We start from the raw sequence: 20,693 nt of genomic DNA, 5'->3' as shown, positions 1-20,693 counted from the left end.
CGGAGTAATTGATGTATGAACAGAAAAATTGATTTGTTAAATGGAAAAATATTTTCAGCCCTAACTGGCTTAGCCCTACCTATTATGGGAACAGCCATGCTTCAGATGGCCTATAACTTAACGGATATGGCCTGGCTTGGACTGGTAGGGTCAGACGCAGTTGCAGCAGTTGGTGCAGCTGGAATGTATGTATGGCTGTCCCAGGGAGTGGCAGCAATGGCCAAAATGGGCGGACAGGTTAAAGTGGCTCACTCCTTAGGCCGCAAAGAGCCGGAGGAGGCTGGGAAATACGTTACGGCTGCTTTGCAGATGGGAATGTTATTTGCTGTTTTATTTGGAGCAGTTTGCTATTTTGGAGCAAGCTTATTGATTGGATTTTTTGGACTGAATCATGAATCCATCATTTTAAATGCCCAGGTATATTTAAAAATTACCTGCGGGCTTATTTTTTTCTCTTTTTTTAATGGAATTATAACTGGAATTATGACTGCAACGGGAGACAGCAGAACGCCTTTATATGCGAATGTAGTCGGTCTCGTTTTAAATATTATTTTAAATCCGTTATTAATTTTCGGATTTGGTCCATTAAAGGGCTTTGGCGTGGCTGGTTCCGCATCAGCTACAGTGCTGGCACAGTTTATTGTTTCTGTCATGTTCTTAAGAGCCATCCGAAAAGACAAACATGTTTTTGACAAGGTTCATATTTTACAAAAGGTTCCCTGGAATTACAGAAAGGATATTGTTAAAATTGGATTTCCTACCTCAATCCAGAATTTAATCTACACCAGCATTTCCATGGTCCTGACCCGTTTTGTAGCAGGTTTTGGAGATACAGCAGTTGCAGTGTTAAGGGTTGGAGGCCAGATCGAGTCCATTTCATGGATGACAGCCGATGGTTTTGCAGCTGCCATTAATTCCTTTATTGGACAGAACTATGGAGCCAGACAATTTAAACGGGTGAAAAAGGGATATTCCACGGCCATTGGAATGATGGCTGTTTGGGGATTTTTCTGTTCTGCTCTCTTAATATGTTTCCCTTCCCAGATATTCGGAGTATTTATTCATGAGCAGGATGTGATTCCCATTGGTGTTAAGTATCTAGTAATATTGGGATTCTCTCAGATGTTCATGTGCCTGGAGCTGACCACCATTGGAGCTTTATCCGGCCTTGGGAAAACACTGTTATGTTCCATCATAAGCATCATATTTACCTCCGCAAGAATCCCTCTTGCCATTCTTTTAAGCGGTACCTCTCTGGGACTTGATGGTATCTGGTGGGCATTCTCCATATCCTCGATTGTAAAGGGAATTTTGTTCTTCCTCTGCTTTTTGCTGGTTGCTAAAAAGCTTCCAAGTGATTAAAAATGGTAAAATAAAACATAGTTATTACATCTAAATTAAAAAATTAATAATTTTGGACTTGAATTTTATTCCTGTTTTAGTTAACATATATAGTAGAAAATATGGTAAAAGGGAACGGATGATGAAACGAAAATTACTATTTAATAACATTCATAAGAATGTAAAAGGATTACGAAAGTTATTTTTGAGCTCGCTCATAGGTATCCTGGTCGTAAGCCAGACAGTACCGGCTTATGCTCTTACGAAAGCAGAAAAAGAAAAACAGGAAGCTCAAAAGAAGATGGAAGAGGCCAATCAAAAGGCCAAGGATGCGGAGAATAAAAAGAGTGCCGCACAAAGTCAGGTGTCAAAGCTTACTTCTAATCTCACAGAACTTTTATCTGATATAAAGGTACTGGAAAATGATATGGCGAATAAAGAAGCCGAGATCGAACAGGCCCAAAAGGATTATGAAGAGGCAAAGAAAGAAGAAGAAAAACAGTATTCTGCAATGAAAAAGAGAATCCAGTATATGTATGAAAAGGGTGATACGGAATATCTGGATATATTTCTTCAGGTAAAGAACATGTCAGATCTTCTTAATAAGGCTGAGTATGTAGAAGGCATTTATACATATGACCGTAAGATGCTTGAGACATATCAGGAGACCAAACAAAAGGTTGCCGATTACAAGGATGACTTGGAAGATGATAAAGCCGAGATGGAAGGCATGAAGCTGGAATATGAGGAACAGCAGGGCCAGCTTGAGACCTTGATCAGCAAAAAGAAAAAAGAGGTTTCCAATTTTGACGGCCAGCTTGCTGTTGCAAAGCAGGAAGCTGCAGCTTACGCTAAGACTGTAGAGAAGAAGAATGAGGAAATCCGCAAGGCGAAGGAAGAAGAAGCCAGACGGAGAGCCGCTGAGGAAGCCAGGAAAAAAGCAGAAGAAGATGCAAGGAAGAAAGCCGCAAAGAACACTTCCGGTAAGACCACAAGCGCCAACAATACATATTCCGGCCCTACTGCCGCAAAGAGCACCGGCGGCAGCGCCTCCGGACGAGCTGTGGCAGACTATGGCCTTCAGTTCCTTGGAAATCCATATGTATTTGGCGGAACCAGCTTAACAAACGGAGCGGATTGTTCCGGTTTTACCCAGGCTGTCTACCGGAAATTCGGTTATTCTCTGCCCAGAAGTTCAACGGAGCAGCGCTCCGCAGGCCGTGAAGTGTCCTATTCAGATGCCCAGCCGGGAGATTTGATCTGTTATGCAGGCCATATTGCTATTTACATCGGCAATGGACAGATAGTTCATGCAAGCAGCCCAAGGACAGGAATTAAGATAGGTACGGCAACTTACCGGACTATTTTATCTGTAAGAAGAATCGTTTAAATGACATAATATAGTTAAAAGCCGGAAGGCAGAAATCCCGTGATTTCTGCCTTCCGGCTTTTGTATAAAATAAAAAACACTTGCGGAATTCGACATAATATGAGAAAATGTAATCAAGTATGATGTGATATATTTAACAAAGTACTTTTCACAATTATTACTTATTTGAAAGGAGTTTTAACATGATTTATTCACATGAAGTAGAAGAGATGTGCGTAGTAGCACAGGGCGTTCACCACGGCGCAGCTCCAATCCCGGAAGAAGCAAAATGGGTAAAATCTAAAGAAGTTAAAGATATCTCCGGTTTAACACATGGCGTTGGTTGGTGTGCTCCTCAGCAGGGTGCATGTAAGCTGACTCTTAACGTAAAAGAAGGAATTGTTCAGGAAGCATTAATCGAAACTATCGGTTGCTCCGGTATGACTCATTCCGCTGCTATGGCAGCTGAGATTCTGCCAGGTTTAACTGTTTTAGAAGCATTAAATACAGATCTTGTTTGTGACGCTATTAACACTGCTATGAGAGAGTTATTCTTACAGATCGCTTACGGAAGAACTCAGAGTGCATTTTCCGAAGACGGTCTTCCAGTAGGTGCGGGCCTGGAAGACTTAGGAAAAGGACTTCGTTCACAGGTAGGAACCATGTACGGAACCTTAAAGAAAGGTCCTCGTTATTTAGAGATGGCAGAAGGTTATGTAACCGGCATTGCTCTTGATGAGGAAAATCAGATCATTGGTTATCAGTTCGTAAGTCTTGGTAAGATGACTGATTTTATTAAGAAGGGTGACGATCCGAATACCGCTTGGGAAAAGTCAAAAGGACAGTACGGCCGTGTTGCAGATGCTGTTAAGATCATTGACCCAAGACATGAATAATCGGCTGACCGGAAAATAGTTATTGGCCAATAATAAGGAGGACAAGGTAATGGCATTATTTGAATCATATGAAAGAAGAATTGAAAAAATCAATTCCGTATTAAATAGCTATGGGATTGCTTCTATCGAAGAAGCTGAGAAGATTACAAAAGATGCAGGTCTTGATGTATATGAGCAGGTAAAGAAGATTCAGCCGATTTGTTTTGAGAATGCGTGCTGGGCATACATAGTTGGTGCAGCAATCGCTATCAAAAAAGATTGCAGAAAAGCAGCAGACGCTGCTGCAGCCATTGGTGAAGGCCTTCAGGCTTTCTGTATTCCTGGATCTGTAGCCGATCAGCGTAACGTTGGTATCGGACACGGAAACTTAGGAAAGATGCTGTTAGAAGAAGGCACAGACTGCTTCTGCTTCCTTGCAGGACATGAATCCTTCGCAGCAGCAGAAGGTGCTATCGGTATCGCTGAGAAGGCAAACAAGGTACGTCAGAAACCATTAAGAGTTATCTTAAATGGTTTAGGAAAGGATGCTGCTCAGGTCATTTCCAGAATCAACGGCTTTACTTATGTAGAAACAGAGATGGATTACTACACAGGCGAAGTAAAAGAGCTTTTCAGAAAATCTTATTCTGAAGGCTTAAGAGCAAAAGTAAACTGCTACGGTGCCAACGACGTAACCGAAGGCGTTGCTATCATGTGGAAAGAGGGCGTAGATGTTTCCATCACTGGTAACTCCACAAACCCAACCAGATTCCAGCATCCAGTAGCAGGTACCTATAAAAAGGAATGCAACGAGAAAGGCAAACAGTACTTCTCCGTAGCTTCCGGCGGCGGTACAGGCCGTACCCTTCACCCAGATAACATGGGCGCAGGCCCAGCTTCCTACGGTATGACTGATACCATGGGTCGTATGCACTCTGACGCTCAGTTCGCAGGTTCCTCTTCCGTACCAGCTCACGTTGAGATGATGGGCCTTATCGGTATGGGTAATAACCCTATGGTTGGCGCTACTGTGGCTGTAGCTGTCGGCATTGAAGAGAGTGCTACTGCTGGTAAGTTTTAAGAAATAAGCTTGATTTTATTAGGGATTGTAATAAATAGACGAAAAAATACGCATAAGTAATCATAAGAAGAGGAGCCGTTTTTGCGGCTCCTTTTTCTGTGTAAAATGTTTGGAATTGTATTTTAATTCTTTATTTTGCAGATTTAGCTTCAGCTTCAGTCAAAATATCTACATATGCATTTCTAAGTTCTTCCTCTGCGGAACAATTCTGCATATAATACCAATCTGAAACTTTTTTCGTAATTTCTTCATCGCTTCCTTCTGCTTTAAAAGGATATACTGCAATTAATTTATCTGTTTCTTTGTTTCTTAATCCAACTGCTGTTGCACTTTCAAATTTACCCATCTTGTTTTTCCTTTCCTGTATAATTCCAGTAACATACTTGTTTTACTTTGATATTATGTCATTATAAATCACATGATTTTAGATGTCAAAGGGATTATCTGTATACACTAAAAAAGAGGCGTATATCTAAATCTCAATGCTTGCTTTAAAAATATTATCCATATTCAATTGATTATGGTAATACAGGAACGTAGAGTGGCAGAAAAGATAGCCCAATGAATATAATTGACAACACACTCAAAGCAATCTATGTAATAACTTTCAACGGTAATTCAATATATCTTAATAATCTGTGCATGTCGCATACAAATTTTCTACAAGGCGAAGTACAGAGTAGTTTTAATTTATTATGAAATAGTAGTAATTACACCTTCAATATTCAACTCCCGACCTGCTAACTAATTTTCTTTTATGCCACTCTTCAAAATCACTCTTTACTTATAATACTTTTCAAACCACTTGGGTTCCTTAACGTTTGGCGTTTCTTTTTCATGAACAATATCTCTGTAAAATCCGCATACCTTATTCTTGTTATTACAGCCCTCTTTTTCTACAATAAAAAAGGAGCATTTGTTTATATCTGGTGCCAGGATACATTTTCCGACCATAAGATCACCTCCAAAATACATTATACGAACATATGTTCTAAAAGTAAACTAGAATATTTTGGATATTGAATTTAAGATATAAGGCACGATCACGATTACTTTTGATAATCTTTGGAAGAAAATGCGTCAAAAAGGAGTATACATATTTCTTAATAAATGAGTAGGTGGTGTGACGCATAATTCCAGGTTGCAATTGGGTAATATCCCAATGGTAGGTACCCCTGTGGCCATTTTTGCGTCTTCATTTTCCAGTATAAAATGTAAGGCAATTACAATTATATAATATATTTCATTATAAACATTTAAGATGTAACTATTAAGGACGATAATCTATATGTAACAATATAACAGAAAAGCGAGGGAATGAGATGAATGAAGAAGTATTAGTATTTGGAAAAGGAATTAAGATTTGGAGCATTATTTGCATCGTTTTAAGTGCACTTGCTGCAATTGTCAATTGTACAGTAGGATTTTTTGATTTGGCTGTTATTGGTGCAGCTGGTTGTGTCGCTTATGTACTGCTGTTAATTAAGAAAACGAAGATTGCTTTTTACGCCATTGTTGTTTGTACAATCATAATAATGGTTCTAAATGTGGCAATACATAATGTGGGAATTATATCATCAATGGTGGGGCTGGTAAATCCTATCATTACATTTTGTTTTTTATCAAAATACTGGAAAGAGATGCAATAAATTGATGGTTGTATGCGTACTATCTAATCTATTTAACTGCCAGGTGATAGTTTGGAATACGAACAGGGGATCGAGTCATTGAACAATGCAAAGAGAAAGAAATTAAGAAATATTTTTTTGGTATTATTTGTAATAATAACTGTAGCTTGTGTAGTGTTAAACCTGAAAGTAAATAACGGAGTAAGGGAAGAGGACTGCGAGAAGGTAGAAGTAGAAATTTTAGATGTAAGTAAAAATATCGTTGCAAAAAAGATTTCTAGAAAAAAAGCGAAAGAATTCATAAAGGTCACCGCTGCCTATCAAAATAAGGAGTATGAAGTAAAGGGTGCGGTAGGTTACGACAAATTTGTAAGACTAAAGGGACACAAGTTTAATGCATTGCTTTATAATGATGAAATCTATTATGACTTAGCCAGTGCAAAAACTTCAACATCTCTTGGAACTATATACTTTATATTATTAGCAGCAGATTTTGGGTGTTTAATGCTGGCTGCTCAATTTAGTACCAAGAAAAAAGGTTCAGATTAATTGTGTAATAATTAATACTTTGACAAAAGGTAGCATTCATGGGGATGCTACCTTTTGTTAAGGTATTAAATAGTTTGAGCTAAGGCCCTATGTACCCAACTAAAAAAACTTGTAACCAAATCCCTAGGGGGGTATTTATTGTTCACCCATTGACAAGTTAGTTTTAGCAGAACTGGGGATATGATTATTTTTAGATTTTATTGAGTATCTGGTGTGTATTTTATATGTAACAGATTAGAAGGCAGTATCGTGTATTGGAGAGAAAAAATCTATTTAATTGTAGAATATATGAAATACCATCATAAACCAACACATTAAAGAAGTGACACCACCTATAACAAAGAAAATGCTAGCAATACCAATTATACAATCAATTGCGCCTTGTATTTTAGAATCCCTATGGGATTTGAATTCCTCTTCACCAGAGATGTTTTTTCTGCGAACATGCCTTCTTTTTTCAACAGATTTAAGATATAGACCTATTCCTAAATAAAGTGCACCCATGATAAAATATGTTGACAAATCTCGTTCCCCCTTATTTCAGTAATATAATATTTCATATATTATACGAAATAAACCAAATGATAGCAAGTGATCATAAAGTATATTCTATAAATGCTATAAGATGTTACACGAGTGCTAAATGAAAAACATTCATTTTATATTGTAAATAGATAAGAATGTACACGTCGGATTATGCGAAGCAGTTAATATGGTATATGATGCCTTTGGCCATTATGTTATTTCTGTTACCATCACCTGGTAAGGTAGAGGTTGCCACAGTAGGAGACCACAAGTTATTTTTAGCAGATCTGGAGGTATGATTTTTTTAGACTTTATAGAGAATATAGAAAGGTCATTGTTATTAATTTATTTGGGTAATTTTTGTTTTGAATATATTTTTGGACTAAATTAATATATAAAAAAATTTATTAAAATATATAACATATAAAAAAAATTTGAATATATTACATTGTATTATAATTAACTAGGAGTTAAAAATGATAGGCAACGAAAATGAAAATGAAATATATTTTCAACGTGGTAATAGAGATGGACAGCATGGTGATCATCGTAACCCATGTAATAATGTTGGCTTTCCGCAGAATGGAAAACCATCCCCTCCTATTGTTCCACAGACACCAACATATGATGATTTATTAAGATATAGACATTATTGGACATATTTTTGGACAATTTATGGAGACTATTGGCTGTATGTTGACAGAATTGATAGAAATGGATTTGTATGGGGCTGTTTTGTAACGTATAATTCTTATTGCTATGTATGTATACCATTTGATTGGATTACAAATTATGTAATTTAAAATGTTGGTTGGGAGTTGAATTTTAAAACTTTAACTCCCGCTTACATAAAAACAATATTTAATAAAATTGATTTCAATATTTATTTTTTATAAAGGCGGATACATGGACTTTTTTTAGAAACGGGTGGGAAAATTATATTAGTATAGGTGAAAAATAAAGCCATGAATAAATGGAATAAGGTTTTTGATTACTATTATATCGTAGGTGACTTTACTTCCGAGGAGGCTACGGATCAATTTAGTACATGAATGTAATGTTTTTGAAGCAAAGGGTTATATTCACTGGAGTTGAATACCACATGAGAAATAATAGACTTTTTTAAGGAATTTTGAAATATTCGGCATTCCCGTGAGCATTATTGGTATCATAAACCGTGGGAACTGTTATTTCCTTTATGAAAGGCTACTCAATAACGCAGCTACGGGAACGCCTCTGGCTCCTAGAAAGCCAGTCCATATTTTTATTGATTTTCTCGATTACAACCGGAATGAGTGTGGTTTTCAAATTCCAGTTTTATTATCTCTGAAAATCAGTCAACCATTACAGAGTTTTTAAAATATAGACGCTTGAATGGCTGTGTTCACAATTTTAATGAACCTGGAAAAAAACAGATCATTGTACAACTGCAAGTCTATATTATAAGTTCCAAAATAGAAAAGGCTTCCAATAAATCAAATCATTTATGCTCCTTCTTACCCCCCTTTTTTGTATGGATAGTAGCCCCGTTATTGTTCCCGCAATAAATCCCTTTTTTAATGGGAGCAAATAAAAAACCAATTACGACTCCTGATAAGAAAAAGGTTGATACAATCAGCTTCTTTTCAAGATAGCTCCATTCACTTTTCAAAAACTTGTCCATAGTTTCTCCTTCCATTATTTTTATTTCATATTACCACAAAAGTATAAAATAAGTAATACCTTTCAAACAGTACATCTCCATCTATATCATGGACTTATTACCAGAAAAATATAGCTTAAAAACCAAAAGAAAAGGAACCGTAATATCGGCTCCGTATTTCTTACGAATATACAAAAGAAACATGCTGAACGAACGTTTACAATCAACTAGATTTATTAAGTAAATCCCATAAACCGCTATGTAAGCTATGTATCAAACCGTAGGAACAACTTCCTCTTCTGGAGTAGCAGGTGTCTCTGGCCCTGCAGCCGGAAGATCTTCCAGTCCGGAACCTGGTCCTGTATAAGTCTCAGGAGCTGGCACAGGCTCTTCTTCAGCAGTAGGTGCACCTAACGTATTAGCTGGCGGTTGGGGAGCATTCGCCCGCTGATTTTCCAGGTTATTCATACACTGTTTATAAAGCTCGTCTGCCATTTCCCAGTTGACTACATGGAACCAGTCTTCGATGTATGCCGCACGGTCGTTAAATCGTTTCAGATAATATGCATGCTCCCACACATCCATGCCCGTTACCACGCAATATCCATCGGCCAGTGGAGTATCCTGATTCCGGGTGGTGACTAATTCAAGGCTTCCATTGGGAGCGACTACGAGCCAGGCAAATCCTGATCCAAATACAGATAAGGCTTTTCGTTTATATTCGTTAAAGAACTCTTCCAGACTACCAAAATCCTGAACAATGGCTGGATAGAGAGTTTCGGCCTGGGCACGGTTCTGGGAATTGGTCATGCCGTTAAAATAAAGAATATGATTATAAACGCCTCCTCCATAATTGATAATGCCTTGGCGTATTTCTTCAGGAAGGTTTTCCGGGTTTGAAATCAGCTCCGGAAGGGATAAGTTCTGCAGTTCCGGATAATCTCTTAAAATTGTATTGAGCTCAACCACATACCTCTGTAAATGCCTGTCATGATGAAGATACATGGTTTGTGTGTCAATATAAGGCTCCAGAGCGTCATAGGCGTACGGAAGCGGAGGATTCACAAATGGGTAATGTTCGTTCATGGGCTGTTATCCTTTTGCATTTTTGTATATGTATATTCAAGTAAGTCTGATATATGATGGATAAGCAAGGAAGAAAAAAATAGTGTAAGCTGTTTAAGAGTGTTGTATAATAAAGAAACAGTAAATGGTCAAGGAGCCAGCTCTGGGTGTTTGTTATAGATTTTGCCTATAACCAGATAGTAATTATACATATTAACACTAACGGTTCAAACACGGTATAATATGATCAAGATAGAAATCAAACAAACCAGAGAAGATGTAAACAGGAGGAATTTCCCATGGCAAAGAAGAATAGAGCAGAGAGAGAATTTAAGTTTGAAACATTACAGTTACACGTTGGTCAGGAACAGGCAGATTCTGTTACCGATGCCAGAGCAGTCCCTATTTACCAGACATCCTCTTATGTATTTCATAACAGCGAGCATGCCGCAGCAAGGTTTAATCTGACGGATGCAGGCAATATTTACGGAAGACTTACAAATCCTACCCAGGATGTATTTGAACGGAGAATTGCAGCACTGGAGGGCGGACTCGCAGCTCTTGCTGTTGCCTCTGGAGCAGCAGCCGTAGCTTATTCTGTTGAGAATATTGCAAAAAATGGAGATCATGTTGTTGCTGCAAACAATATTTACGGCGGTACCTATAATCTGCTGGCACACACTCTGCCGGAATATGGCATTGAGACCACATTCGTGGATCCTTTTGATTACGATGCTTTAGACAAGGCGGTTCAGGAGAATACAAAGCTCATCTTAATCGAGACTCTTGGAAATCCTAACTCCGACGTAGTGGATATTGAGAAAATTGCTCATATCGCTCATGCACATAAAATTCCGTTAATCGTGGATAATACCTTTGCGACTCCTTATCTGGTAAGACCTATTGAATACGGTGCGGATATCGTAGTGCATTCAGCAACCAAATTCATCGGTGGCCACGGAACCACCATTGGCGGCGTGATTGTTGACAGCGGAAAATTTGACTGGGAAGCCTCCGGTAAATTTGAGACTTTAACAGAGCCGAATCCAAGCTATCACGGAATCTGCTTTACAAAGGCAGCAGGAGCTGCAGCCTATATTACAAAGATCCGGGCTATTTTACTTCGTGACACAGGGGCATCCATTTCCCCCATCCATTCCTTTATTTTCTTACAGGGACTTGAGACCTTATCCTTAAGAGTCGAGCGCCATGTAGAAAATGCCATTAAGGTAGTGGACTTCTTAAAGAATCATCCTCAGGTAGAGAAGGTGCATCACCCATCTATTTCAGAGGATGCAGAGCAGCAGGAGCTTTATAAGAAGTATTTCCCAAATGGAGGCGGTTCCATCTTCACCTTTGAGATTAAAGGAGATGCAAAGAAAGCAAAAGATTTCATTGACCAGCTGGAGCTGTTTTCCTTACTGGCAAATGTTGCTGACGTAAAATCCCTGGTAATTCATCCGGCTTCCACCACACATTCCCAGATGACGGAAGAGGAGCTTTTAGGCTCTGGAATTAAGCCAAACACCATTCGTCTTTCCATTGGTACGGAGCATGCAGCAGATATCATTGAAGATTTAGCAGAAGCATTCAAAGCAGTGGAATAGGAGTACATAACCGCACGCAGGCTGCCATTACCATATGGCAGCCTGTTGAGCGCGTGTCAGGAAAGGAGAAACTATGACATTACAACAGTTACGGTACGCCGTCTGCATTGCCAACCAGAAATCCATGAACAAGGCCGCCGCGGAGCTATTCATCACCCAGCCGAGCCTGTCCAGCACCATAAGGGATTTAGAGGAGGAGATAGGTCTGACCATATTTCTTCGTTCCAACCGTGGCATTGTGATCACACCGGATGGGGAAGAATTTTTAGGATATGCCAGACAGATGTTAGAGCAGTACCGTCAGATGGAAGAACGGTTTGTTAAAAAGGAAAAGTTTAAAAAGAAGTTCAGTGTTTCCATGCAGCATTATACCTTTGCGGTTCAGGCTTTCATTCATATGGCAAAAGAGTTTGGTATGGATGATTATGAGTTTGCCGTCCATGAAACAAAGACCTATGAAGTTATATTAAATGTAAAAAACCAGAAGAGCGAAGTGGGAATCCTTTATTTAAATGATTTTAACCAGAAAGCCATGGAAAAACTTCTTGCTGACAATGACTTAGAGTTCATCGATCTGTTTCGATGCGGGATCTATGTGTATCTTTGGAAAGGAAATCCCCTTGCAGCCATGGACCGGATCGGATTTGAAGACCTTAAAAATTATCCCTGTCTTTCCTTTGAACAGGGGAATAACAATTCCTTTTATCTGGCAGAAGAAGTATTCAGCACCTATGAATATAAGCAGATCATTAAGGCAGATGACAGGGCTACCTTATTAAATCTCATGGTGGGGTTAAATGGCTACACTCTTTGCTGCGGTATCATCTGTGAGGATTTAAACGGAGGCGAATATCGTGCCATTCCTCTTGATACAGAGGATAAGATGAGAATTGGGTATATTAAAAAGAAAAAAATGCCTTTAAGTGTTCTTGGAACGAAATATATTGACGAGCTAAAAAAGTATGAAGCCCAGCTATTGTAAGAAGATATTGAACCATAGAAAGAAACTATAGCAGGCTATCGTTTTTTAGTATTAGCGGTTCAACCTACCATATGGGTATACTTATAAGAGAAAATAAAATGAGAAAGCGGTGGATAAGTATGGAATATGGAATATCAACAAAGTGTTTATACGGCAATGGAACAGAGGAAACGGTAGATCGTTCAGGGGCAATCAGCTTCCCTATTTATCAGACAGCTACCTTCGCACATAGAGGTGTGGGAGAAAGCACCGGGTACGATTACAGCCGTCTCCAAAACCCAACAAGAGAACAGCTGGAAAAGGTAGTGGCAGCTTTGGAAAATGGCGTGGATGCCCTGGCATTTTCCAGTGGAATGGCAGCTATTACGGCTTTGATGGAATTATTCCGTCCAGGTGACCATATCATTACGGATTGCGATTTATATGGAGGAAGCATTCGTCTTTTTGACAACGTGAGCAAGAAAAATGGAATCTTATTCAGCAACGTGGACTGCGCAAAATGTTCTCCCGAAGAATTTGAGAAGCTGGTAGGAGAAAATACAAAAGCTATCTTTATTGAGACGCCCACCAATCCAATGATGAATGTCATTGACATTGAAAGGCTGGCAGAGATATCAAAAAGACATGGACTTCTCCTTATTGTTGATAATACATTTATGTCTCCTTATTTTCAGAATCCCTTAAAGCTGGGGGCAGATATTGTGGTTCACAGCGGAACCAAATATCTGGGAGGACATAACGATACCATAGCTGGATTTTTAGTAGCCTCAACCGAAGAGCTTTCTGAAAAGCTGCGCTTCCTTATTAAGACAGTGGGCTCAGGACTTGCTCCATTTGACAGCTGGCTGATCTTAAGAGGAATTAAGACACTGGCCCTTAGAATGGACCGGGCAGAGAAAAATGCAGAGCAGCTGGTTTCCTTTCTTTGTAACGAAAAGAAGGTAACAAAGGTCTGTTACCCGGGGCTTAAAGATCATCCGGGACATGAGGTCTGTAAAAAGCAGGCGAGAGGCTTTGGCTGTATGGTCACCTTTGAGGTGGAATCAAAGGAACTGGCCCATAAGATTTTAAAGGAGGTCCGGTTGATCCGTTTTGCGGAGAGCCTGGGAGGGGTAGAAACTCTGATTACTTATCCCATCACCCAGACCCATGCCGATGTACCGAAAGAGGTTCTGGCTGCTAATGGAGTTACGGACCGGATTTTACGGTTATCCGTAGGAATTGAAGATGCAGAAGATTTAATCAAAGAATTGGAGCAGGTATTTCATGAGTAAGAGAAATTACGATTTTGATGAATTAATAGAGAGAAGGAATACCAACTGTCTGAAATACGACTTTGCCCTGCGCAGAGGAAAACCGGAGCATGTACTGCCCTTGTGGGTCGCAGATATGGATTTTAGAGTCTCTCAGGAGATTTTAGATGCCATAACGGAACGGGTTTCCCATGGTATTTTCGGCTACAGCGAGGTACAGGAGGATTATTTTGAAGCAGTAAGGGACTGGATGAAAGAGCGGCATGACTGGTCTGTGGAGCGGAGATGGCTTGTTAAGACTCCTGGCGTCGTGTTCGCCCTGGCAATGGCTGTGAGGGCCTTTACAAAGCCGGGAGACGGAGTTATGATCCAGCAGCCGGTTTATTATCCCTTCAGCGAAGTGATTGAGGACAATGACAGAAGGATCGTGGACAATACCCTGGTCCTTTCAGAAGACGGTATTTACAGAATGGACCTGGCAGACTTTGAAAAAAAGGCTGTGGAAAACAAGGTGAAATTATTCCTCTTATGCAATCCCCACAATCCGGTGGGAAGAGTCTATTCCAGAGAGGAATTAGAAAAGCTGGGTGAAATCTGCATCCGCCACGACATTCTTGTCATCAGCGATGAGATCCATCAGGATTTTATTTACGACGGAAAGCATCAGGTATTTGCAAACATTGGAGACGAGCTTAGAAACAGAACGATCACCTGTACGGCTCCCAGCAAGACCTTTAACCTGGCCGGTCTTCAGGTCTCCAATATTTTTATTTCAAATGCTGATATCAGAAGAAGGTTTAAAAAAGAAATCGCAGCCGCAGGCTACAGTCAGCTAAACACCCTGGGACTTACGGCTTGTGAAGCAGCATACCGCCATGGAGAAGCGTGGCATGAGGAGCTGATGGAGTACTTAAAAGAAAATCTTTCCTTTGTAAGGGAGTATCTAAAGGAACATCTGCCTCAGATCAAGCTGATTGAGCCGGAGGGTACTTATCTTATATGGCTTGATTTTCGGGGACTTGGACTCACAGAAGAAGAGCGGGAGTCAATGATTGTAACAAAAGCGGGTCTCTGGCTGGATAGCGGTGCTATTTTCGGAGAAGCTGGAGAAGGGTTTGAGCGGATTAACATTGCATGTCCGAAGTCAACCTTAAAGCTGGCTCTTGATAAGCTGAAGGCTGCCATAGCAGAACTTTAAAAAAATATGAAAAAGATATTGACACACACCTTTTCATGTATTAATATAATTATAACATATAAACATATTAAACATGTATGTAAATGGAAAAGGTGGTCTCATATGAAATATAATACGAATGTTATCTCTAATCGGATCTATTTTAATAATAAATGTTGTTGTCAGGCTGTATGTATGGAGAGTGATACGGTTTTATTGTAATGCCATTTGCGTTGCCTGACAGCTTTAAGGGATGAAATAGCAGTATATTTCTATTTCATGAATACCAAAGAGCAGGTGCCAAAGTGGCAGCTGCTCTTATTCATAATCAAATTAAAAAATGGAGGAACATATCATGGGAGCAATCAAAGAAAGCGCATTAGAATTAATTGGAGGAACACCGTTACTTAAATTAAACCGCTACAGTGCAAAGGAAGGGATCAAGGACGCTACCATTCTTGCGAAGCTGGAATACTTAAATCCGGCAGGCTCTGTAAAAGATCGTATCGCACTTGCTATGATCGAAGACGCAGAAGCAAGCGGCGTATTAAAGGAGGGTGCTACCATTATCGAGCCAACCTCCGGCAATACAGGAATCGGCCTTGCAGCAGTTGCAGCAGCAAAGGGCTATAAGACTGTACTTACTCTTCCGGATACCATGAGTGTGGAACGAAGAAACTTATTAAAAGCTTACGGCGCAGAGCTGGTACTGACAGAAGGAGCCAAAGGCATGAAGGGCGCCATTGCAAAGGCAGAGGAATTAAAGGAGTCCATTCCTGGTGCTGTAATCCTTGGCCAGTTCGTAAATCCAGCAAATCCTAAGGTGCACAGAGCGACCACCGGACCAGAGATTTGGGAGCAGACCGATGGAACCGTAGATATCTTTGTTGCAGGCGTAGGAACTGGCGGAACCATCACTGGAGCAGGCTCTTATTTAAAAGAGAAGAATCCGGATATTAAGATCGTAGCCGTAGAGCCTGCAAGCAGCCCGGTACTTTCCGGAGGAAATCCAGGTCCTCATAAGATTCAGGGAATCGGAGCAGGATTCGTACCAGAGGTATTGGATACAAAAATTTATGATGAGGTCATCACAGTAGAGAATGAAGATTCATTTGCAGAAGGAAAGACCTTTGCAGTTACCGAGGGAATCCTTGTAGGTATTTCATCTGGTGCAGCATTGAGAGCAGCAAAAATATTAGCAGAAAGACCTGAAAACAAGGGAAAGACCATTGTTGTGGTATTACCTGATTCCGGTGACCGCTATCTGTCCACCCCATTATTTGGCTAAAGAGATCTGACATACAAGGTGACTGGTGGTATTTACAGCTGGTTATAAGAAAATCTTATTGCCAGCTGTATTTTTTTCGTATTATACAGAAACCTATAGGAATGGTATGATTTAAGAAAGAAGCAAGGAAGCCCAGAAAGGAGTTTTCAGATGAAGCGTTGGAAAATGAAATCAAGCAATAATTTAACCGTCATGTGCAGACTCTCCTTATGCTGTACGTATAGCGAAACCTGATATCCTATGCATCGTATGCTGTGGTGAGCAGGGGTCGGACGGCATCTGCTTTTTTTGTACCCAAAAATCGGAAAGAAGGAAAAAATTATGGCGATAGATGAGAAATTCGGCAAGGTGGTAACATCGGAAGATGCTCACGAAGTATCAAAGACAGGAGCATTTGTAAGACAGGAAAATTACTTTATTACTCCATTTGGAGATGGGGAAGGAGAGCTTCCGGTGGAGGCCGGACGGTACCGCCTTATCTGGACTCCCCTTTGTCCCTGGGCCACGCGACAGATCATTGCATTAAAGCTTCTTGGCTTAGAGGATGCAATCAGCGTAGGAACTGTAAGCCCCATAAGAACAGAACAGGGCTGGGAATTTTCCTTAGATGAAGGAGGTGTTGATCCGGTATTACAGATTCGCTATCTTCCAGAAATCTATGCAGAGACAGCACCGGAGTATGAGGGAAGAGCAACGGTTCCAACTGTGGTAGATGTAAAGACCAGAAAGGTAGTAAATAACGATTACCACCACCTGACAAACCATTGGGAAACGGCATGGAAGCCGCTTCATAAAGAAGGGGCACCTGATCTATACCCAGAAGAATTAAGAAAAGAAATCGATGAACTGAATGTTATTTTGTTCCACGATGTCAATAACGGAGTTTATAAGTCCGGCTTTGCCCAGTCCCAGGAGGAATATGAAAAAGCCTATGAGGTACTGTTTGAACGGCTTGACTGGCTGGAGGAACGCCTGTCAAAAAGCAGATATCTGTTTGGAGATCAGATCACAGATTCCGATATCCGCTTATACGTGACCCTGGCAAGATTTGATACAGCCTATTATTTCTGCTTTAAGACAAACAGAAACCGGCTTACGGATTTTGAGAACCTGTGGAATTATGCAAAGGACTTATATTCCATTCCAGCTTTTAAAGAAGCAACGGATTTTGTATCCATTAAGAAAGGATATCTCCTGGGTAATCACGCACATAATCCTTACAATATCCTTCCCCTTGGCCCGGATACTTCCATTTGGTCCGAACCACATAACAGAGATGAGAAATTTGGAAAAAGACTAGTTCAATATTAAACTTAAAAATGAGGAGAAAAGTTATGAAGAAAAATTTTGCAAAAAAGACAGTATTAGGATTCCTTACAGCAGCAGCCGTAATCGGCGCATTGGCAGGCTGCGCAAAGCAGGAGAGCAAACCAACAGAAGCTCAGACGAGTAAAGCCAGTGAGGCTTCCTCAGAGGAAACAAAGACAGCGGAAAGCACAACAGCTGCAGGAGAGAATAAAACAGAGCCAATCACCATCTACGCGGCTACAGGCGGCTCTCCAAAGCCATTTACCTTCGTAGATAAAGACAATACACTGACAGGACATAACATTGAATTAATCAAAGCTATTTTTGAACGTCTTCCTCAGTATAAGCTTGAAATCGAAGTGACTGATTTTCCTTCCATCTTTGCAGGACTTGATTCAGACCGTTACCAGATTGGTGTAAATAACTTTGCAAAGAATGAAAAGAGAAAAGAAAAGTACTTATTTACAGACCCGATTTTTGCCAATGAATACGTTGCCATCTTTAAAAAAGACAATGCCAAAGCAGAAACAATTGAATCCTGGGATGACCTTGCTGGTTTAAAGACCATTTCCCAGGCGGGCATCAACATAACCACTGCACTTGAAAATTATAATGCCGCCAATCCATCAAAACCAATCAACATCGAATACAGCGAAGAAGACCTTGTTCTTCAGATTCAGGATGTAGAGGCTGGAAAATACGATTTCGTTTTAATGGATAAACCAATGTTTGAGTATTACCAGAAAGAGTTCAACTTTAATGTAACCGGCATTTCTTTAAATAATGATATTTCCAAGGAACTGATGGGAGAACCATTCAGCTACTTAATCGTCAGCAAAGGAAATGAAAAACTGGTGGAAGATTTAAACAAAGCCTTAAAAGAAGTCGTTGAAGACGGAACCTCAAAGGAAATCAACTTAAAATGGTTTGGTAACGATTATTCTCCTTCCTATAAATAAAGAAGGATTAGCTGGAGGAACAAGATGAGCAAAATATTTGATTGGCAGCTGGTATTTACGGAAATTCCCGCATTACTAAAATACTTGCCCGTAACCTTAAAACTGACGGTAATCGCCCTGGTAATCGGCTGGGTAGTAGGGCTTTTGATCGCATTTGTAAAAATTCACAACATTCCGGTCTTACGGCAAATTTGTGCGCTGTTCGTATCGGTAGTAAGAGGAACCCCTATTATCGTTCAGCTCTACCTAACTTACTTTGGGATTCCCATTGCCTTAAAATACTACAATTTCTACAATGGAACCGAATATAACGTCAACGGGATACCGCCAATTATTTTTGCCATCGTGGCATTGGGCTTAAATCAGTCCGCTTTTGACTCGGAAACCATACGTGCTGCCATCCAGTCCGTAGAAAAAGGCCAGGTGGAAGCCGCTAAATCCTTAGGGATGAACGGCTTCCAGATCTTTCGGAGAGTGCTGTTTCCCCAGGCAGTGACGGTTGCCATACCGTCCCTTGGAAACTCGCTCATCGGTCTGGTAAAAGGCACGTCTCTTGCATTTACCTGTTCCGTGGTGGAAATAACCGCTCAGGGTAAGATTTTAGCTGGCAGCAGCTACCGTTATTTTGAGATTTACTGTTCTCTTGCCATCATCTACTGGGTGCTGACAATCTTCATTGAAAGACTGTTCTCATACATTGAAAAAAGGATGAGCGTACCGGAGCAGGTAACAGTTGTAAAAGGAGGTATGGGAAATGAGCGCAATTGAAATTCGCGGATTGAGTAAAAAGTACGGCGAAAATGTGGTACTCGATAACATGGATTTAACCGTTAACAAGGGAGATGTAGTAGCTATCATCGGCCCTTCCGGTACGGGAAAGTCAACCCTTTTACGCTCCATCAATCTCCTTGAGAAGCCAGAACAGGGCACTGTAATCATCAATGGCAGAACCATTGATTTGACCACCAAATCCTCCAAAGAGAAGCTGGAGCTGAGACGATATACGGAAATGGTTTTCCAGCAGTTCAATCTCTTTAAGAACCGAACGGCTCTTGAAAATGTAATGGAAGGCTTAATGGTAGTAAAGAAGTTAAAAAAGAATGAGGCCAGGGAGCTTGCCATAAAGCACCTTCAAAAGGTAGGAATGGGAGACCGCCTCTTTCATTATCCCAGACACTTATCTGGCGGACAGCAGCAGCGTGTCGCCATAGCCAGAGCACTTGCCATGGACCCGGGACTTCTTCTCATGGATGAACCCACCTCCGCTCTTGACCCGGAATTAGTCAGTGAAGTACTGACCACCATTCGGAATGCAGCCAAAGAGGGAAACACCATATTACTGGTCACTCACGAAATGAACTTTGTTAAAAACGTAGCAAACCGAATCCTGTTTCTGGAAAATGGAAAAATAGTAGCTGATGGAACTCCCAAGGAAATTTTTGATAATCCTAAAAATGAACGCTTAAAAGAGTTCCTGGTAAAGATTCATATGCTGGAAAGTCCGGATTTTACAATTTAGCAGGAAAAAGTTTAAGCTTCTGGAGGTTTTACATGAACGATATTACCTATAAGACAACAAGAGAACATGTGAACTGGCAGGAAGTTTCCGATATCCTTCGCCGGTCCGGACTTTCTGACCATACGAAAGAGGAGCAGGAGACCATCTTCACAAACAGCTATGCCGTGGTATTTGTCTACCACGGGGAAAGACTCATCGGAGTGGGGAGAGCCTTATCCGACGGAGTCTGCCAGGCAGCTATTTATAACATAGCTATTGAGGAAGAATTTCAGGGAATTGGAGTGGGCAGAAAGCTGATCACTCTTCTTCTTGATCAGGTAAAAGGCCAGAATGTGATTCTTTATACCCATCCAAGAACGGTAGCCCTATATGAAAAAATGGGATTTCGAAGAAGCAAGACCGCCATGTGTATCTTTAACGGTTCCGAAGAGTCCAGAGCCTTTATGGAGGAGGAAGGATTCATGCTTCCGGAATCATACCGGTTCGTGGATGAGTATGGAAGAGAAGACATGAAAAGGTCATAAC

22 protein-coding genes are annotated in these 20,693 nt (G+C 40.4%); 17 read left to right on the top strand and 5 right to left on the bottom strand.

Translation table 11 applies throughout. From position 1 onward, the window contains the following. Nucleotides 1-15 precede the first annotated feature (15 nt). The 4 genes from T546_RS0103140 (at nucleotide 16) to T546_RS0103125 (ending at nucleotide 4,666) form a co-directional block, all read left to right on the top strand. Nucleotides 16-1,362 carry an MATE family efflux transporter gene (locus tag T546_RS0103140; protein ID WP_026890362.1) on the top strand — a complete coding sequence of 449 codons (1,347 nt, stop codon included), beginning with the start codon at nucleotides 16-18 and terminating at the stop codon, nucleotides 1,360-1,362. 121 nt (nucleotides 1,363-1,483) lie between these two features. Further along, complete coding sequence (locus T546_RS0103135) at nucleotides 1,484-2,731, top strand: C40 family peptidase (protein WP_026890361.1); 1,248 nt, start codon at nucleotides 1,484-1,486, stop codon at nucleotides 2,729-2,731. 182 nt (nucleotides 2,732-2,913) lie between these two features. Continuing rightward, complete coding sequence (locus T546_RS0103130; protein WP_026890360.1) at nucleotides 2,914-3,606, top strand: iron-sulfur cluster assembly scaffold protein; 693 nt, start codon at nucleotides 2,914-2,916, stop codon at nucleotides 3,604-3,606. Between the two features lie 49 nt (nucleotides 3,607-3,655). Beyond that, the gene (locus T546_RS0103125) at nucleotides 3,656-4,666 is read left to right on the top strand and encodes a GGGtGRT protein (RefSeq protein WP_026890359.1); all 1,011 of its coding nucleotides are present in this window, start codon (nucleotides 3,656-3,658) and stop codon (nucleotides 4,664-4,666) included. Nucleotides 4,667-4,796: 130 nt separating this feature from the next. Here the strand turns inward: T546_RS0103125 and T546_RS0103120 are convergent, their stop codons facing one another. Together T546_RS0103120 and T546_RS25230 are read right to left on the bottom strand one after the other, a co-directional pair. Beyond that, nucleotides 4,797-5,012: a hypothetical protein gene (locus tag T546_RS0103120; RefSeq protein ID WP_026890358.1), complete on the bottom strand. Its 216-nt coding sequence runs from the start codon at nucleotides 5,010-5,012 to the stop codon at nucleotides 4,797-4,799. 434 nt (nucleotides 5,013-5,446) lie between these two features. After that, a complete protein-coding gene (locus T546_RS25230; RefSeq protein WP_156951282.1) occupies nucleotides 5,447-5,620 on the bottom strand; it encodes a hypothetical protein in 174 nt (57 codons plus the stop codon). Between the two features lie 368 nt (nucleotides 5,621-5,988). Here T546_RS25230 and T546_RS0103110 point away from each other — a divergent pair, with 368 nt between their 5' ends. Together T546_RS0103110 and T546_RS0103105 are read left to right on the top strand one after the other, a co-directional pair. Further along, on the top strand, nucleotides 5,989-6,315 hold the full coding sequence (locus T546_RS0103110; protein ID WP_026890357.1) for a hypothetical protein: 327 nt from the start codon (nucleotides 5,989-5,991) through the stop codon (nucleotides 6,313-6,315). Nucleotides 6,316-6,393: 78 nt separating this feature from the next. Continuing rightward, nucleotides 6,394-6,843: a hypothetical protein gene (locus T546_RS0103105; RefSeq protein ID WP_026890356.1), complete on the top strand. Its 450-nt coding sequence runs from the start codon at nucleotides 6,394-6,396 to the stop codon at nucleotides 6,841-6,843. Nucleotides 6,844-7,116: 273 nt separating this feature from the next. On the opposite strand, the gene T546_RS0103100 is transcribed toward T546_RS0103105, so the two are convergent. After that, on the bottom strand, nucleotides 7,117-7,365 hold the full coding sequence (locus tag T546_RS0103100; protein ID WP_156951281.1) for a hypothetical protein: 249 nt from the start codon (nucleotides 7,363-7,365) through the stop codon (nucleotides 7,117-7,119). A 479-nt stretch (nucleotides 7,366-7,844) separates the two neighbouring features. Here T546_RS0103100 and T546_RS0103090 point away from each other — a divergent pair, with 479 nt between their 5' ends. Further along, on the top strand, nucleotides 7,845-8,171 hold the full coding sequence (locus T546_RS0103090; RefSeq protein WP_026890354.1) for a hypothetical protein: 327 nt from the start codon (nucleotides 7,845-7,847) through the stop codon (nucleotides 8,169-8,171). A 677-nt stretch (nucleotides 8,172-8,848) separates the two neighbouring features. On the opposite strand, the gene T546_RS22725 is transcribed toward T546_RS0103090, so the two are convergent. Both T546_RS22725 and T546_RS22720 read right to left on the bottom strand, forming a co-directional pair. Further along, complete coding sequence (locus T546_RS22725; RefSeq protein ID WP_051629567.1) at nucleotides 8,849-9,031, bottom strand: hypothetical protein; 183 nt, start codon at nucleotides 9,029-9,031, stop codon at nucleotides 8,849-8,851. A 252-nt stretch (nucleotides 9,032-9,283) separates the two neighbouring features. Continuing rightward, a complete protein-coding gene (locus tag T546_RS22720; RefSeq protein WP_084326128.1) occupies nucleotides 9,284-10,096 on the bottom strand; it encodes a superoxide dismutase in 813 nt (270 codons plus the stop codon). A gap of 278 nt (nucleotides 10,097-10,374) precedes the next feature. Between T546_RS22720 and T546_RS0103075 the strand changes: the two genes are divergently transcribed. The 10 genes from T546_RS0103075 (at nucleotide 10,375) to T546_RS0103030 (ending at nucleotide 20,692) form a co-directional block, all read left to right on the top strand. Next, a complete protein-coding gene (locus T546_RS0103075; RefSeq protein WP_026890353.1) occupies nucleotides 10,375-11,682 on the top strand; it encodes an O-acetylhomoserine aminocarboxypropyltransferase/cysteine synthase family protein in 1,308 nt (435 codons plus the stop codon). A 73-nt stretch (nucleotides 11,683-11,755) separates the two neighbouring features. After that, nucleotides 11,756-12,664, top strand: coding sequence for a LysR family transcriptional regulator (locus tag T546_RS0103070; RefSeq protein ID WP_026890352.1), 909 nt, complete (start codon nucleotides 11,756-11,758; stop codon nucleotides 12,662-12,664). 98 nt (nucleotides 12,665-12,762) lie between these two features. Beyond that, the gene (locus T546_RS0103065) at nucleotides 12,763-13,938 is read left to right on the top strand and encodes a trans-sulfuration enzyme family protein (protein ID WP_278246280.1); all 1,176 of its coding nucleotides are present in this window, start codon (nucleotides 12,763-12,765) and stop codon (nucleotides 13,936-13,938) included. After that, nucleotides 13,931-15,115 (top strand): MalY/PatB family protein, encoded by a 1,185-nt coding sequence (locus tag T546_RS0103060; protein WP_026890350.1) that lies wholly within the window; start codon nucleotides 13,931-13,933, stop codon nucleotides 15,113-15,115. Before T546_RS0103065 ends, T546_RS0103060 begins: the two co-directional genes overlap by 8 nt. Before the next feature lie 334 nt (nucleotides 15,116-15,449). Then, nucleotides 15,450-16,382 (top strand): cysteine synthase A, encoded by a 933-nt coding sequence (gene cysK / locus T546_RS0103055; RefSeq protein WP_026890349.1) that lies wholly within the window; start codon nucleotides 15,450-15,452, stop codon nucleotides 16,380-16,382. Between the two features lie 321 nt (nucleotides 16,383-16,703). Further along, nucleotides 16,704-17,693, top strand: a complete 990-nt coding sequence (locus tag T546_RS0103050; protein ID WP_156951280.1) for a glutathione S-transferase family protein — start codon at nucleotides 16,704-16,706, stop codon at nucleotides 17,691-17,693. Nucleotides 17,694-17,716: 23 nt separating this feature from the next. Beyond that, nucleotides 17,717-18,649 carry a transporter substrate-binding domain-containing protein gene (locus T546_RS22715; RefSeq protein WP_051629565.1) on the top strand — a complete coding sequence of 311 codons (933 nt, stop codon included), beginning with the start codon at nucleotides 17,717-17,719 and terminating at the stop codon, nucleotides 18,647-18,649. A gap of 24 nt (nucleotides 18,650-18,673) precedes the next feature. Beyond that, nucleotides 18,674-19,417, top strand: a complete 744-nt coding sequence (locus T546_RS0103040; protein WP_026890347.1) for an amino acid ABC transporter permease — start codon at nucleotides 18,674-18,676, stop codon at nucleotides 19,415-19,417. After that, nucleotides 19,404-20,168, top strand: a complete 765-nt coding sequence (locus T546_RS0103035) for an amino acid ABC transporter ATP-binding protein (protein WP_026890346.1) — start codon at nucleotides 19,404-19,406, stop codon at nucleotides 20,166-20,168. The genes T546_RS0103040 and T546_RS0103035 overlap by 14 nt, the downstream gene beginning before the upstream one ends. A gap of 32 nt (nucleotides 20,169-20,200) precedes the next feature. Next, entirely contained in the window at nucleotides 20,201-20,692 is a 492-nt protein-coding gene (locus tag T546_RS0103030; RefSeq protein ID WP_156951279.1) for a GNAT family N-acetyltransferase, read from the top strand. The last annotated feature ends 1 nt before the right edge of the window (nucleotide 20,693 follow it).

Origin of the sequence: [Clostridium] aerotolerans DSM 5434 (assembly GCF_000687555.1) — a bacterium.
GTDB classification, from domain to species: domain Bacteria; phylum Bacillota; class Clostridia; order Lachnospirales; family Lachnospiraceae; genus Lacrimispora; species Lacrimispora aerotolerans.
The sequence above is the reverse complement of the archived record's forward strand: the minus strand, read 5'-3'. Positions and strand labels throughout refer to the sequence as shown.